The following is a 13,954-nucleotide window of genomic DNA, read 5'->3' on the forward strand; positions in this document are numbered from 1 at the left end:
ATTATTAAGCATTTTATTTCAAAAATGCTAACATCAACGACAGCTAACAATTGACAGTCCCGTTATCGGTGAGGAAAACATGTCAAACGATCTATTACAAACGGCCGCATTAAACCTGAAAAAAGCCGTCCCCTTGATGCTCAAGTATAAAATCCCTACCACCCCCACTAATTATGCCTTGTGGTATGCCTATGTAGGGGAACAAAACCCGGCCTTGAATCAAGAGCTTGATAACTTGATACAGCAGAATATTAGTTATTCTCCTGTCAGCAGCGAGTTATTATATCGCAAGCATGTGTCCGATCCTGTCGAACTTGATGTACGCACTATGCGTCAGAGCTTAGATGCCATGGTGTGTGATCTATCACAATCACTAAAAGACACCAATCAAGATACTGTGTCATTTCAGAGTCGCATCGAAAAAGATTTCAATAAACTAAACGAGTTAGAAAGCCAAGGCTTCTCCTTAGAGCAAGTGATTGGTGTGGTGCGAAGCATAGTCAAGGAGTCCACCAGTATTCGCTCTAGTGCTGTCAATTTTTCCCAGCAGTTACTTAAGGCACAATCTGAGATAGATACCTTAAAAGTAAAACTTGCAGAGACAGAAAAGGACATGTTGTTCGATGCGCTCACCAATGTGCTCAATCGCCGTGCATTTGATGAAGATATTCGCGCTATTGTCGCCCAAAAGACTGCTGGTAACTGCCTGGTATTGTTAGATATTGACCATTTTAAAGCCTTTAATGACAATTATGGTCATCAACTCGGTGACATGGTACTAAAAACCGTGGCTAAACGGGTGCAAGAAGGTTGTCGCGACGGGACTAAATTGTATCGCTTTGGCGGTGAAGAATTTGCCATCATCATACCTAAGAGCCAACTTAGGGTGGCTCGTCAGTTAGCCGATGGACTGCGCCGCGCCATCGAAAAACTGACCCTAAAAGACAGACGCAACGACACTAAGATAGACGCTATTACGGCCTCCTTTGGTGTCAGTGAATGGCAGCCAGGCCAAAGTGTAGCTGAGTTTATTGAAGCCACAGATAAGTTACTCTATCAAGCCAAACACCTTGGCCGTAATCGCGTAATGCCCATGTCTGGCTAATCTCAACCTTAAGTCCATACCCGCTAAATACGAAAATGTGGATAGGTAAACAGTGGCCTTAAGATAAGTTCTTTGAGGCCTCTTTGTTTATGGCGCATACGACATGACATGAACGAGAGAGTTTTTCAACTTAGTCTGCTTAAGTCTTCACTTACGCAATCTAGCTGTTAGTATCAATAAATTATACTTATACAAAGATGCCAAGATGAAAGAATTCCCCCCCAAACTAGCCACTCAGATTGTGAGTGCAGGCCGCGATAAAAAATTTACTCAGGGGGTGATTAATCCCCCTGTGGTCAGGGCATCCACTGTGGTGTTTGACACCTTAGATGAAATGCAGTTTGCCATCAAAAATAAAACCAATGGCACACTCTTCTATGGCAGACGCGGCACGAGTACTCATTTTGCGTTCCAGCAAGCCATCAGCGAGCTTGAAGGTGGTGTTGGTACTGCGCTATACCCTTCGGGTGCGGCGGCCATTAGCGCAGCATTACTGTCCTTTCTTAAGAGTGGCGACCACTTACTTATGGTTGATAGTGCCTATGAACCCACCCGTGCCTTGTGTGATAACCTGTTGGCTGGGTTCGGTATTTCAACCAGCTACTATGATCCCATGATAGGCGCCGGCATTAGCGAGCTTATTCAACCCAATACCAAGGTGATATTTTTAGAATCCCCAGGTTCTATCACTATGGAAGTTCAAGATGTTCCCAACATATGCCAAATAGCACAACAACATGGCATCATCACCCTACTTGATAACACTTGGGCCTCGCCCATCAATTGTCGCCCGTTTGATATGGGTGTGGATGTTTCTATCCAAGCGGCAACCAAATATATCGTGGGACATTCCGATGTGATGCTGGGCACGGCCACTGCCAATGAGAAACACTGGCCAAAATTAAGAGAGCAAAGTTACCTTATGGGCCAAACCACCTCCCCTGACGATGTTTATTTGGCGGCAAGAGGACTGCGGACCTTAGGGGTGCGCATGGCGCAACATGAGAAGAATGCCCTCGAAGTCGCGCTTTGGATACAGGCGAGAGCCGAAGTCGATCATATCCGCCACCCCATGTTTGATACTTGCCCAGGACATGAGTTTTTTAAACGTGATTTTAGCGGCGCGAACGGCTTATTCTCGTTCGTATTAAAGCAAGGTACCCCTCAAGCCCTAAAAGCCTTTGTAGAAGGTATGCAGCACTTTAAAATGGGCTTTTCTTGGGGGGGATTTGAAAGCCTTATTCTATCTGTGCCTGGGATAGATAAAATTCGGACTGCCACTGCTTGGGATAAGAGCAAACCTTTACTCAGATTACATGTGGGTCTTGAAGACCCACAGGATTTGATTGCCGATCTTGACCGCGCGTTTGCAAGATACCATCAAGCAGAATAGATCACATTGGCGGTTATCCCTCTCATCCACGTATAGCGCTCAACTCGAGCGCGATATCAACCGCCGAACATGCGTAACTTTTCCACTCAATAAATCATTAATGCCAGTGATATGCTAGACGTTTAAGCCAAATAATAACCAAAGGAGCTATATTATAAACAAACGTTATATGAAACTCATTTATTATCTTTTAATTCAGTCATCTATAACGTAACTTACATCATCAATTAGATGGATTTTTAGCATTTTCATGCATAAATGCTAATATTTCACTTATGCTAGAGTTTCAGGAAGTACGTCACCCAAGGAAGAAAGACATGAATAATACGGATTTGACATTGGCACTGATGCTATTGTCACTCTTAATACTGCATCTGCTATTTTGCTACCGCGCCATCACTTCTACCCAGGGTGAGCTCAATCAACTGAGACGATACTCTTGGGGATTTTTCAGTTTGTGCTTCGGCCCACTGGGCTATTATTTGTATCAAAGCCTGCTGCCATTAGAGCAATACGATTGAGTCAGTCTTAATTGATATTAATCCCGTATGCGTAGCGCTTAATAGAAAGGGGCTTAAGGCCCCTTAAATGCTAAATCTTGTGTCTACATACAGAAATTAAATATAGCGGCTAAATTGCTTGCCGGGCTTTAGTGCCTTGATAGGTGCTGTCACTGTCGGCGTGCCGATATAGAGAAATCCAACGATTTGATCTAACTCCCCTAACCCTAACGCTTGATGAACTTGCTGACTAAAAGCCAGATCCCCAGTGCGCCACACAGCGCCTAAACCTAAACTAAAAGCCGCTTGCTGCATGGCCATAGTGGCACAACCTGCGGCTAACTGTTGCTCTATGATAGGCACTTTGGCGTGTTGTTGGCATTTTGCCACCACAGTTATCACCATAGGCGCTCGTGCAGAGGTCATGCCTGCTTTAGCTATGGCAGCGTCATCGGCACCATTGGCTGTCGCAGCAGCAACAAAGATAGCGCTAAGTCGTTCTAGGCCCTCATCGACGGCAATAATAAACTCCCAAGGGGTTAAACTGCCGTGATCAGGCACTCTTGCGCCCGCATCCAGAATAAATGTTAATTCTTGCTCGTTCGGGGCGGGGGCCATAAGGCGGGGGCTGGACTGACGGGTTAACAGAAGTTGCTTTGCATCCACAATAACTATCCTCTAAAAATGATGCCAAATACTAACAAATATCCCACCGTTAGGGTGGGATATTTACATAGCTTGAGGAAATCCTGCTAGAGATAACGCTTAGCGATAACGTAATCTAGGCTAGTGTAACGTCCTCCACCAAGCATCAATAACGCTAATAACATAATGAAGTAAGTGATGGCAAATTCGATGCCATTATTTAAAATCACCAGATTACCTGAACTGGTTAACCATTCATAATTACCGTGTTGCTGCAACAGACTCTTTGCCGCCGCAAGCTTTTCGCCGGCCTCTAATACCCTGTCATTGGCAAGCCAAGAGCTGCCATCTGCAATCGCAAGCCAGCCATTTGGCCAATGCACAGCAAAGGCGGCAACCAACATGGTCACCATCATAGGTACAGCCACAAAGCGTGTCGCAAGTCCCAACAACAAGAGCGCACCGCCCACAAGCTCGGTGCCCGAGGCTAATGCCGCCATCAACTCAGGCATAGGTAAGCCTAAACCCCATTCTGAATTACCAAACCAGGCCGCAGTATCGTCAAAGTGACTGATTTTATTGTAACCGGCCTGCATCAACACTGGCGCTAAGTACAAGCGTAATGCCAGTGGTGCCAAGCCTTCTACTGATTTAAGCATGGCTAAAAAGCCTGTATAAAACCCAACTAACAACTGCATCTTGATGCCCTTATTCATTTATCTTGCTAATTAGACCCAATGAAGCTGAATTTTCTTTCATCACAGAACCAACATCATAAGATCATTAAGCAAACTGGGGGGTTGATTATGGCCTGAATTAGCTTGAGTTTGGCTATGGAAAAAAGACTCAGTTCAAACATAGCCAATATTGAGCCAAGAACGGTTCAAGGTCTAGTCAAGGCTTAGTCAAGGCTGAGCTCATTAAGGTCTACTATCAGTGAATTAAGCTTTTTATTGAATCTTTTTCGCTGCTTATCATTCAAAGTATGACTGAGTTCAACGATAAGTGAACCAAAGTTTTCAGCGTTTTGATCAATATTCTGCTGATAGCTTGCCGACTTTAGGTCATCTGGCTGAGTCATCAGCTTGGTTAGTCGCATAGTGAGTAAATGGGCGTTATCACGCTGATTGAGTGCCTGTTCAAATTGCCTAAGCCATTCGTGACGATATTCGAGCCACATGTCTAAGGTGGCTAGACGCTGGCTATTGCGAGTTTCAATCAATGCCTTCTGCTCTTGAGTCACACTGCCTAGCCAATCATCGGCCTGCTCGAATAAGCGTTCATTGGATTCATCAAGCAATTGTGCGTTTGTTTTACCCGCATACTCATCACTGAGTTCTCGCTCTTCTTTTCTTAGCTGTTTCATGATGCCTTTGACTTGCTCATCACTCAAAGAAGCAATTAACGGGATAAGGTCGGGCAACAAATAATGGAAAATGCGGAACCAATGGGCCTTAGCCTGCTGCACTTGGGTCACCCACTGCGAAGGAGTCAGTGTACCTTGCTGTAATTGGGTTAAGAGTTCATTCAATTGACTGCTGTATTTTGGCAATTCAACTTGCCTGTGCCAAATTAAAAATTTCTCCAACATGCCATCGAATTGCTTCTGCTGAGGCTTATTGAGGGTCACATACTCTTCAACTTCCCACTCTATGGCCCAATCGAGAAAGTAATAGCTCATTTTGGTGGAGCACGCCGTCAGCAGCAAAAGCACACTTAGCCATGTTATGGTTTTTTTTAGCAAGATGAACATCCTAGAATAAGGTCAACAACTTGCGTCATCATATAACACAAAAATAACATCGCAAGCCTGTAGCCTTTATTAGCTTAGGCTAAATTGTAATGAGTTGTAGATATTGTTTGAAGTAGGCTAAGTATTGCGTTTGACACTCCTCATCTTGCTCTGCAGCCATGAGTAACGCCCAAGCGGCGCAGCAGAGCCAGTAGCAATTGATTGCCGCAGGCATAGCCTCAACCCCTGATGGTTTCACATTGGGGTTAAACGCCAGATATTGCTCAATCAAGGAATCTCGTTGCTTAGGAGTGAGTTTATGGCTGGTGATAACGCTCGCTAATTCAAACAAGGGATGACTGGCAGTAGCGTACTCAAAATCGATGCACTGTAATTTATCCCCCACCAAGAGTAAATTAGTGGGATTAAGATCGCGATGACAATACTGATCAGCCACCAAACAAGACTCCAGTTGCACTAACCAGCGTTCAATTTCAGTCGCTAAGCTGCTCAGTTGAGTAAAGGCGCTGTGCCATTGGCTAGAGAGGTGTGTTTTCTTCGGTGATGTCAAATTTGACTGACTATTTACGCTAGAGGGAGAGCTCGGCATCGCGCGGGCAAGCTCGGTCAATCGCGCTAAATATTCTTGCCATTGGGCTCTTGGGGTTAAGGCAACATCGGGGACAGTAAGCTGACTCAATGGCCGCAACAAATTCAATAATAGTGAGACAGGTGTTGCCTCATCGAAAACTTCAAGTGCTGTGACATTATCTAAAGGCCCGCTTTCAGTTAATGGAGGCTCAATACACAGGCTGTTATTCTCATGACTCATCACACTCGACCAAGGCCGAATTTGCGCCACAAAACAGCTTAAATAAACACGCTTGTCATCACTGTGCCAGATGAGTGCCGGCGCTAATCCTGCCGCCTCAGCAAGACGCCAATTAGCCAACTCCTGCTCTCGATTGCACCAAAGACTTTGGGGGCGATTATCCCTAAGCACCCAATCACCTTGTGGGCAGCAAAGGCGATAGTTGGCATTACTTAATCCTTCAGACAGCAACATGGCTTTGGCATCGATGTCCGCCAACGCCTGCTGTAACCACTCAGGCAAGGACGACAACAAGGCTTGGCCTAATAACGCACTCGGCGTTTGCCATTGATGGGTCATAATTAACGGACTGCCAATTCGCCAGTATGTTGCGTCTGACTTTCCAGACGCTTACGCCACATAACATATCCCATGCCGGCCATTAACACATAAGCCATAAATAGGCCCGTGGTTAACATTAAGCCCTTTTGGAAATACAAATACATAGACACTAAATCAATCACTATCCAATACAGCCAGTTCTCTAACACTTTTTTGGCAACCAAGTAGGTGGTCATCACGGCAAAACAAGTCGTTGCCGCATCCAAATAAGGAAACGAGGCCTGGGTGTAATTAGCCATCAAGTAACCCACCCCGAGGGAAATCAAGGCTGTAATACTGATAAGGATTAAGTGTGCATTAAGTGACCAACTTAACACCATAGGGCCAAGTTGGCTTGAGGACTGGATATTCTTCGATGGCACCCCTTGCTGTGTGGGTATGGGTTGGCCATCTTGCTGCCAGAGCCAATATCCATACAGTGCCATGCCCATGTAATAAATATTCAGCACTGACTCCATCAACAAGGACACTTTCCAAAACAGCACGGTATAAATAGCGGTACTGACGAAAGCGGCAAGCCAACACCAGATATTGGTCTTCATGGCGAGTAGCAAATAAACCACGGCCAAAATAACCGCGAACAACTCCCAGTAGGTCATCATGGACACTTCTGATATGGCGACATTTATGGCTTCAAACACGGGGACTCTCCTCGTACAACTGTCTTATCGACTCAAGTCACTGTTGATGACTGAGATCTAACTCATCACAGATAAACTTACACACGAACACAGCTTTACCCCAGGTTTGGTGAGCAGACTGCATCTCGATGGCGAGCATGGCCATCACGTCACTGTACTCACCACAGACTTGAGTGGCCATGGCATTAGTGACTCGCTCTATGCTTGGGTAGGCATCTAGCCTTTCAATAAACCATTGAATGGGCTCTATATAATTCTCTTTCAATGGGTACATGCTGATTTCAACTGTAAGCTTCATTGTCGCTCCTTTGGGTTTGGCTGATAAACCAAACATAGAGTAGGCACCCAAAGGTGCCTACTCCAGTGATTACATAAATTTAACAGATAAAGTCAACCCCAGCTGGCGCGGGTCGCCGAAGCGAAGATACTGCTTATCGGCCCAATCACTATCTGGCTCGTTGCCAAAGTAGAAGCCCCTAACACCATATTCTTCATCGAACAAGTTACGCCCCCACAGATACGCCGACCATGTCTGGGTCTCATAGCCCACTCTGGCATTCATAATGACATAAGGCTCTGAGGTTGATTCATTGCTGTCTGAATAATAAAACTCACTCTTACCGCTGGCATTTAGGTTAACAAACCAGCCCGTATCGGCCAGATAGGTCATGCCTGCACTGTAGGTCAGCTTAGGTGAATGGGCTAAATCACGTCCATTTAAATTGGCTTTTTCTGTTTCGCTTACAGCATATTGATATTCATCGTATTTTGCATTCAACCAACCCAAGCTTCCATAGAACTTCACTTTATTTGTGGCATACCAATCAAAATCAAATTCCATACCGTAGTTATTAGACTTGCCAGCATTATCAGTGAACATAATAAAATCAGATTTATCATTTGGATTTTGCAGTGAAGTTGAGACTTGTTGATCATCTCTAGTCATATAAAATAGTGCAGTATTTGTGACTAAGTCCCCATCTAACCACGATGATTTCAAACCTATTTCAAGGTTATTTAAAGTCTCTGCATCATAGGACCTTTTATCTGCAAAATCCTCAGTTAATGACATATTAAAGCCACCTGACTTATAACCTTTGGCTAGTCGAGTATAGGCAGTATGCTGGCTATTTATTGATTTTGATAATGAAAGGTGTCCCCCCCACATGGTTTCTGAAGGGTTAAAGTCATCGCCATTTGTATCGCTATAATCACTATTTCGACGCTCAATTCTTAATCCTGCAGACAATAAATAGCCATGTTCTAATTCACTATCTAGTTGGCCAAAAATAGCGAAGTTTGAAGCATCGTATTGAGAGTCTAAATATTTAGTTCTTTCTTTAACACTTGGATTTACTTGACCATTGCTATAGCGAGCATAATCGATAAGTGAGTTATCTTCCTTAAGTTGCCTGCCATACACACCAATTAGCCAGCTAGTTGAATCAAAGAATATTTTTCCGCTCTCTTTGGAAGCCAATCGAAATTCTTGAGTTAACGTGTCGCGCTCCGCTTTTTTATCCCAAGTGGCATTATAAACACAGGGTAAACTGCCAAGGGACATTGTCCAATCCTCATCCCAAACAGCACATTGCTTTGAGGACCAATAGCTGTCATTCGCCCAGTCACCGTCATAGGCATGCTGATGGTCAGTACTGGCGAAGGACGTTAGCGAGGTAAGTTCAAACTGTTCGGCGCCGCTGTAGATGGCCTTAAAGCCTGCCCCTGTGGTTTGCTGATTATCTGTGCCCGGTAAGTCAGTTAAAGTCTGACGGCCATTGTTATCCAATGTCCATGCATCATAGCCATTATCAAAATTAGCATGCAATAAGGTTAAATCTAATTGCAGCGTATCGGTGGCGTACCAGCGCAGTTTGGCGCGAGTATTGAATTCATCACGCTCATTGGTGTCAGCGCGGCCAAGATAAAGATTATCTTTAAAGCCGTCTTGATTGTGTTTCTCAACGGAGATGCGGTACAAGAGTTTACCTGAGTCTGAAACTGGCCCTGAGCTAAAACCTGCAAAAGTGGTGAGGTTATCATCACCGACGCTCACCTCCATGCCCTGCTCTGACTCTTGACTCGGATCATTACTTTTAAGGTAAATAAGGCCCGCCAGTGCATTAGCACCGTATTGTGTGCCTTGAGGGCCACGAAGCACTTCGACTTGCTGCATGTCATACATGCTAGCAATACTGCCAAGGCCGGATAAATCTATGTCATCCATAATAAAACCGACGGATGAATTAGGCGCGCCTTTATAGTCTTCTTGCTCACCGACGCCGCGGATTTGAAAATATTTAGGACGAGAGCTGCCGCCAGACCAATTAAAATTGGCGATGCTATTTAGCACATCTTCAAAATGCTGCGCCCCTTCATCTTCAAGCTGCTGGGCGTCGATGACTGTGACACTAGACGGCATCTTGTCGAGATTAATGCCACTGAAATCGGCATTGACCACTATGACTTCCATCTTGTCACCATCGAGGGCACGGCGTTCAATGTCTGCGGTAGTGGCAACGGCAGGCACAGTCAATGCGGCCATGATGGCAAGCGTTAGGGTAGATTTTACGGGTAAGGATAAACAAGTTGGAGCTGACATAGGACCTCAAATGTATAGTTTGAGATCCGGCATGGATAAGCGATTAAGAAGTGCGCGAATAATAAGCCCATTCCTACGCCGGTATTAGCCGGATCAGGTTCTAAGGGTTTATCAAACGATATCTCAGTCAGAGCAACTAGCCCTAACACCCCTTGGCGCGAGGGATTATAAACCATCAGACTTAAGTGCGACACAGTTACTTGTCACAATTAAGCCACTTTTATCTTTAGTTTGAGTGACTTTCTCTAACATAAATCTCAAAACTGACCGCTTGTGGGTTAGGCGCGAGTCCTTGCACTTGTTTATGCGCTTTGCCATGCAGGGTCAAGGCTTGCCAACTATTAGACTCATCATCTCGGCTAATACCGTCGATATCAAACCAAGTAAACTTGTACTGCAGCCTGATATCTGTGCTTTTTTGACTCACTAATACGGCGCTGCCTTGAAGTAAATCCCCTTGGCGGCGACTCATCAGTTGATCGATTTTAACCTGACGAGAAACTGCGCTGGAGTCTACTCGGCTATCTCCACTTGAGGCAGCGCTTATGCCGGCGGTGTTATTTGCACACCCCGTAACCCATGCCCCTAAGACCAAACAGCCTGTGAGCAGCAAACTTGATGTCAATCTTGTGTTCATCTCATTATCTCCCTATTTCACCGCTAACCTATTTAACGGCTAATCTATTTAACCGCCAAAAAAAATTGCACTCATCCAAACGATGTCACGATTCAACTAAACTATTCAACTAAGCTATTCGACTTAACTATTCAACTAGAAAGTGGGCTCTGGCGGTGGCGATAAGTTGTTTACGGTTAGTCTGCCAACAATTGATGCTCACATTGGCAACACGCCGCCCTTGACGGGTAATTTTACACTCGGCAAAAGTGTCTTGGTGCAGACCCGCTCTTAAGTAATCGATGGAGAAATCGACAATTTTAGGCACTTTCTTCGCCTGCATAAACACCATTAACTGCACTATGGCCGACATTTCCATAAAACCTGCAATCACGCCCCCATGAATGGCGGGTAAAATAGGGTTGCCGATATTGTCGTCTTTAGCGGGTAATTTAAACACCATTTCATCACCAAAGCGCTCAACCGCCATGCCAATAAATTGCGAATAAGGCACTTTGGCCAATAAATAACTGTAATCATTCAATTCTATGGCGCGCTTTACTACGTCTTGAACATCCAAGTCACTACTCATCAGCCTTTTCCTCAGGTGATCTGACCTCGGTTAAATTGCCCATTAATGCTTGCCTAAAAGTCTCACCCACCATTTCGGGGCTAATACGCATAAAAGAGCCAACGGCATGGGCTATGGGCTCATCTATGCTGTCTTGATAAGCGATGGCGCGGGTAAAGGCAACGCTTGATGACAACTTATAACACTCGGCAAAAGCGAACACAGATTTGTTCGGCTCGGCAGGTTTCATGTAATCCACCCGTAAGTCTAAGGTGGGTGAAATCTCTAATGATTGAAATTTCTTCAAAATAGCGCACACCACAGCGGTGCCACAGCCGGTATCGATTAAAGTGGTGATGACGCCGCCATGGATAACCCCAGTATCTGGGTAACCGATAATATCTTGGCTGTAGGGCAGCTCGAGTAACACATGGTGCTCACTTGCCTCATGAACCTTGATGCCTAAGCGGCGACACTGTGCAAGCTGGGCGACGAATCGAGTCGCAAGCTCAGTTAATGGGAAAAATTCACTGTTTATCTTCATGGTATTTGGCATAACACTTGGTTCACCTTGTCATACTTTTTAATGTCATTGTTTCACTGAACTACACAGACAACATAGGACCCAAGGGCTTACCGCCCACTAAATGCATATGAATGTGGTACACCTCTTGGCCGCCATGCTGATTGCAATTCATAATGAGTCGGTAGCCGTCTTTTGCAATGCCCGCTTCAGAGGCTAACTTGGCCGCCACGGTAATCATACGCCCCAAAGCCAATTCATCCGATGACTTCACATCATTGGTCGTTGGGATCAAGTGATTTGGAATAATCAAAATATGGGTCGGGGCTTTAGGCTGGATATCGCGAAACGCCGTGACTAATTCATCTTGATATAAAATATCGGCAGGAATTTCACGGCGAATAATTTTACTAAATAAGGTTTCTTCGGCCATCACTTGGCTCCTCTGGTTAAGAATAGCAATAGCTATGATTATATACATAAAGTCTGTGGCAGTTATGGATAATTCTAACCCCAGCATTCTGTTAGCATTGCCTAAGCGGTGCATTTTTGGCAGCATGTAGCTTCACATTATTTCTGGCGGCTCATCTTTAAGCCCCTACTTTGGATTCTTTCATGCATTATCATATTGTCCCTCTCGATCCTAAGGCGCATCTTTTTCACGTCACTCTCACTTTAGACAATGCCCAGAAGGCCCAAGAGTTTAGCTTGCCTGCCTGGCTGCCTGGCAGTTATATGATAAGAGACTTTGCCAGAAATATAATAGACATTAGCGCGTTGGATGAAAACAACCAAGTCATTGCGTTGACTCAACTGGATAAACAGCGCTGGCGCGCCGCCAATACCAGTCCTAAGTTAACCCTAAGCTATCAAGTCTATGCTTGGGATTTATCGGTACGCTCGGCTCACCTTGATATGAGTCATGGTTTTTTCAATGGCAGCAGTGTATTTCTAAGTGTTACAGGGACTGAGGATAACCCGAGCACAGTCACCATAGCCAAACCTCAAGACGCGTTACTGCAACACTGGCAACTTGCCACCAGCCTTAAACGCATGAGCGGTGATGAATTTGGCTTTGGCGATTTTAGCGCCGAGAATTATCAAGATTTAATTGATCATCCGGTGGAGATGGGTGAACTCATCATAGGACAATTTGATGCCTGTGGCGTGCACCACGATGTGGTATTAAGCGGTGCAAGCCGGGTTAATATGGCAAGATTGTGTCAAGATCTCAAAACCATTTGTGAATACCAAATAAACCTTTTTGGTGGCCAAGCGCCCTTTGAGCGCTATGTGTTTATGACACGCGTGCTTGATAATGGTTTTGGCGGCCTCGAACACAAGGCATCGACAGCATTAATGTGCTCACGCAAAGATCTTCCCCAAAGTCTCGATGCTAAAGTGAATAAAGATTATCGCACCTATCTGTCCCTTTGCAGTCACGAGTATTTCCACAGTTGGAACGTCAAGCGCATCTTGCCTAAGGAGTTTATTCCCTTCGACTTAAGCCAAGAAAGCTACACCAATCAACTGTGGGCCTATGAGGGTATTACCTCCTATTTTGATGACTTTATAACCTATCGCGCAGGCTGCATAGATGCCAGCAGTTATCTAGAGCTACTGAGTGCCACCATGACCCGAGTTTACCGTGGTCAGGGGCGCTTTAAACAAAGCTTAAAAGCATCAAGCTTTAATGCTTGGACCAAGTTTTATAAACAAGATGAAAATGCTGCCAATGCCATTGTGAGTTACTACACCAAAGGCGCGCTATTTGCCCTTATGCTGGATTTAACCCTGCGCATCGAATCTAAAGGTAAGTACTCACTGGATAATCTGATGCAGCAATTATGGCAACACCATGGCTTAACCGGCGTAGGCACAGATGAAAACTCACATAAGGCGATTATTGAGCAGCTCCTTGGGCGCAACTGTGATGAGCTATTCAGCTATTTAGACAACACTGAAGATTTACCCCTTGAAGCGTTACTGGCCAAAGTCGGAATTGAGATGACGCTGCGCGCCAGTGAAGGCGGCAATGACCTCGGTGACAGCCTGAATGATGGCAAGCCTAGAGGCTATAAGATTGGCTTTGGTGCCAAATTTAAAGCTGAAGCCTCAGGATTGACCATTATCAGCGTCACCCAAGGTAGCCCCGCCCATGATGCAGGACTCAGCGCGGGCGATGTACTTATTAGTTGTGACGCATTAAAAGTCACCGCTGAATTTGAACGTCAGCTTCAAGATCATCAACTGGGTGAGCGCCTCACCTTGCATTGGTTTAGACGCGATGTGTTGATGCAAGGTCAACTGACGCTTCAAGCCCCCATGCTGGATACTGTGGCGCTGCGCATTAGCGACCCAGATGCGGCAAAAATATGGTTAAGCTACTGATAAGAAACTTAATTAACTATCC

General features: G+C 45.1%; 15 protein-coding genes and 1 riboswitch. Of the genes, 4 read left to right on the forward strand and 11 right to left on the reverse strand.

Going from position 1 to position 13,954, the window contains the following annotated elements; translation table 11 throughout:
* Positions 1-79 precede the first annotated feature (79 nt).
* The 3 genes from SDEN_RS11990 to SDEN_RS12000 all read left to right on the forward strand — a co-directional run bounded on the left by SDEN_RS11990 (position 80) and on the right by SDEN_RS12000 (position 3,019).
* Positions 80-1,105, forward strand: a complete 1,026-nt coding sequence (locus SDEN_RS11990) for a GGDEF domain-containing protein (protein ID WP_011496743.1) — start codon at positions 80-82, stop codon at positions 1,103-1,105.
* 205 nt (positions 1,106-1,310) lie between these two features.
* On the forward strand, positions 1,311-2,498 hold the full coding sequence (locus SDEN_RS11995) for a cystathionine beta-lyase (RefSeq protein ID WP_011496744.1): 1,188 nt from the start codon (positions 1,311-1,313) through the stop codon (positions 2,496-2,498).
* Between the two features lie 317 nt (positions 2,499-2,815).
* Positions 2,816-3,019, forward strand: a complete 204-nt coding sequence (locus SDEN_RS12000; RefSeq protein ID WP_041405790.1) for a hypothetical protein — start codon at positions 2,816-2,818, stop codon at positions 3,017-3,019.
* A gap of 96 nt (positions 3,020-3,115) precedes the next feature.
* Here the strand turns inward: SDEN_RS12000 and SDEN_RS12005 are convergent, their stop codons facing one another.
* From SDEN_RS12005 to hinT, 11 genes are all read right to left on the reverse strand, one after another.
* Positions 3,116-3,664, reverse strand: coding sequence for an NAD(P)H nitroreductase (locus SDEN_RS12005; protein WP_011496746.1), 549 nt, complete (start codon positions 3,662-3,664; stop codon positions 3,116-3,118).
* Between the two features lie 86 nt (positions 3,665-3,750).
* Positions 3,751-4,341 (reverse strand): HvfX family Cu-binding RiPP maturation protein, encoded by a 591-nt coding sequence (locus tag SDEN_RS12010; protein WP_011496747.1) that lies wholly within the window; start codon positions 4,339-4,341, stop codon positions 3,751-3,753.
* Positions 4,342-4,544: 203 nt separating this feature from the next.
* Positions 4,545-5,396 carry a DUF6279 family lipoprotein gene (locus SDEN_RS12015; RefSeq protein WP_011496748.1) on the reverse strand — a complete coding sequence of 284 codons (852 nt, stop codon included), beginning with the start codon at positions 5,394-5,396 and terminating at the stop codon, positions 4,545-4,547.
* A gap of 79 nt (positions 5,397-5,475) precedes the next feature.
* The gene (locus tag SDEN_RS12020; protein WP_011496749.1) at positions 5,476-6,546 is read right to left on the reverse strand and encodes a phosphotransferase; all 1,071 of its coding nucleotides are present in this window, start codon (positions 6,544-6,546) and stop codon (positions 5,476-5,478) included.
* 2 nt (positions 6,547-6,548) lie between these two features.
* Positions 6,549-7,190 (reverse strand): nicotinamide riboside transporter PnuC, encoded by a 642-nt coding sequence (gene pnuC / locus SDEN_RS12025; RefSeq protein ID WP_049763095.1) that lies wholly within the window; start codon positions 7,188-7,190, stop codon positions 6,549-6,551.
* 76 nt (positions 7,191-7,266) lie between these two features.
* The gene (locus SDEN_RS12030; protein WP_041405791.1) at positions 7,267-7,527 is read right to left on the reverse strand and encodes a hypothetical protein; all 261 of its coding nucleotides are present in this window, start codon (positions 7,525-7,527) and stop codon (positions 7,267-7,269) included.
* A gap of 69 nt (positions 7,528-7,596) precedes the next feature.
* The gene (locus SDEN_RS12035) at positions 7,597-9,831 is read right to left on the reverse strand and encodes a TonB-dependent receptor (protein ID WP_011496752.1); all 2,235 of its coding nucleotides are present in this window, start codon (positions 9,829-9,831) and stop codon (positions 7,597-7,599) included.
* Between the two features lie 53 nt (positions 9,832-9,884).
* Positions 9,885-9,994, reverse strand: a riboswitch (TPP riboswitch).
* Positions 9,995-10,057: 63 nt separating this feature from the next.
* Entirely contained in the window at positions 10,058-10,468 is a 411-nt protein-coding gene (locus SDEN_RS12040) for a YcfL family protein (protein WP_011496753.1), read from the reverse strand.
* Positions 10,469-10,595: 127 nt separating this feature from the next.
* Positions 10,596-11,039 carry a PaaI family thioesterase gene (locus tag SDEN_RS12045; protein ID WP_011496754.1) on the reverse strand — a complete coding sequence of 148 codons (444 nt, stop codon included), beginning with the start codon at positions 11,037-11,039 and terminating at the stop codon, positions 10,596-10,598.
* On the reverse strand, positions 11,032-11,562 hold the full coding sequence (locus tag SDEN_RS12050) for a PaaI family thioesterase (protein WP_041406302.1): 531 nt from the start codon (positions 11,560-11,562) through the stop codon (positions 11,032-11,034). The genes SDEN_RS12045 and SDEN_RS12050 overlap by 8 nt, the downstream gene beginning before the upstream one ends.
* 61 nt (positions 11,563-11,623) lie before the next feature.
* Positions 11,624-11,974: a purine nucleoside phosphoramidase gene (gene hinT, locus SDEN_RS12055; RefSeq protein WP_041406304.1), complete on the reverse strand. Its 351-nt coding sequence runs from the start codon at positions 11,972-11,974 to the stop codon at positions 11,624-11,626.
* A 182-nt stretch (positions 11,975-12,156) separates the two neighbouring features.
* Between hinT and SDEN_RS12060 the strand changes: the two genes are divergently transcribed.
* Positions 12,157-13,932, forward strand: coding sequence for a M61 family metallopeptidase (locus tag SDEN_RS12060; RefSeq protein WP_011496757.1), 1,776 nt, complete (start codon positions 12,157-12,159; stop codon positions 13,930-13,932).
* Positions 13,933-13,954 lie beyond the last annotated feature (22 nt).

The sequence above is a fragment of the Shewanella denitrificans OS217 genome (assembly GCF_000013765.1).
Taxonomy (GTDB): Bacteria; Pseudomonadota; Gammaproteobacteria; order Enterobacterales; family Shewanellaceae; genus Shewanella; species Shewanella denitrificans.

What these genes read in the sequence shown, in the direction of transcription:
- SDEN_RS11990 (WP_011496743.1), top strand. Translation starts at nt 80, where the DNA reads ATGTCAAACGATCTATTACAAACGGCCGCATTAAACCTGAAAAAAGCC.
- SDEN_RS11995 (WP_011496744.1), top strand. Translation starts at nt 1,311, where the DNA reads ATGAAAGAATTCCCCCCCAAACTAGCCACTCAGATTGTGAGTGCAGGC.
- SDEN_RS12000 (WP_041405790.1), top strand. Translation starts at nt 2,816, where the DNA reads ATGAATAATACGGATTTGACATTGGCACTGATGCTATTGTCACTCTTA.
- SDEN_RS12010 (WP_011496747.1), bottom strand. Translation starts at nt 4,341, where the DNA reads ATGCAGTTGTTAGTTGGGTTTTATACAGGCTTTTTAGCCATGCTTAAA.
- SDEN_RS12015 (WP_011496748.1), bottom strand. Translation starts at nt 5,396, where the DNA reads ATGTTCATCTTGCTAAAAAAAACCATAACATGGCTAAGTGTGCTTTTG.
- SDEN_RS12020 (WP_011496749.1), bottom strand. Translation starts at nt 6,546, where the DNA reads ATGACCCATCAATGGCAAACGCCGAGTGCGTTATTAGGCCAAGCCTTG.
- pnuC (WP_049763095.1), bottom strand. Translation starts at nt 7,190, where the DNA reads ATGATGACCTACTGGGAGTTGTTCGCGGTTATTTTGGCCGTGGTTTAT.
- SDEN_RS12030 (WP_041405791.1), bottom strand. Translation starts at nt 7,527, where the DNA reads ATGAAGCTTACAGTTGAAATCAGCATGTACCCATTGAAAGAGAATTAT.
- SDEN_RS12035 (WP_011496752.1), bottom strand. Translation starts at nt 9,831, where the DNA reads ATGTCAGCTCCAACTTGTTTATCCTTACCCGTAAAATCTACCCTAACG.
- SDEN_RS12040 (WP_011496753.1), bottom strand. Translation starts at nt 10,468, where the DNA reads ATGAACACAAGATTGACATCAAGTTTGCTGCTCACAGGCTGTTTGGTC.
- SDEN_RS12045 (WP_011496754.1), bottom strand. Translation starts at nt 11,039, where the DNA reads ATGAGTAGTGACTTGGATGTTCAAGACGTAGTAAAGCGCGCCATAGAA.
- SDEN_RS12050 (WP_041406302.1), bottom strand. Translation starts at nt 11,562, where the DNA reads ATGAAGATAAACAGTGAATTTTTCCCATTAACTGAGCTTGCGACTCGA.
- hinT (WP_041406304.1), bottom strand. Translation starts at nt 11,974, where the DNA reads ATGGCCGAAGAAACCTTATTTAGTAAAATTATTCGCCGTGAAATTCCT.
- SDEN_RS12060 (WP_011496757.1), top strand. Translation starts at nt 12,157, where the DNA reads ATGCATTATCATATTGTCCCTCTCGATCCTAAGGCGCATCTTTTTCAC.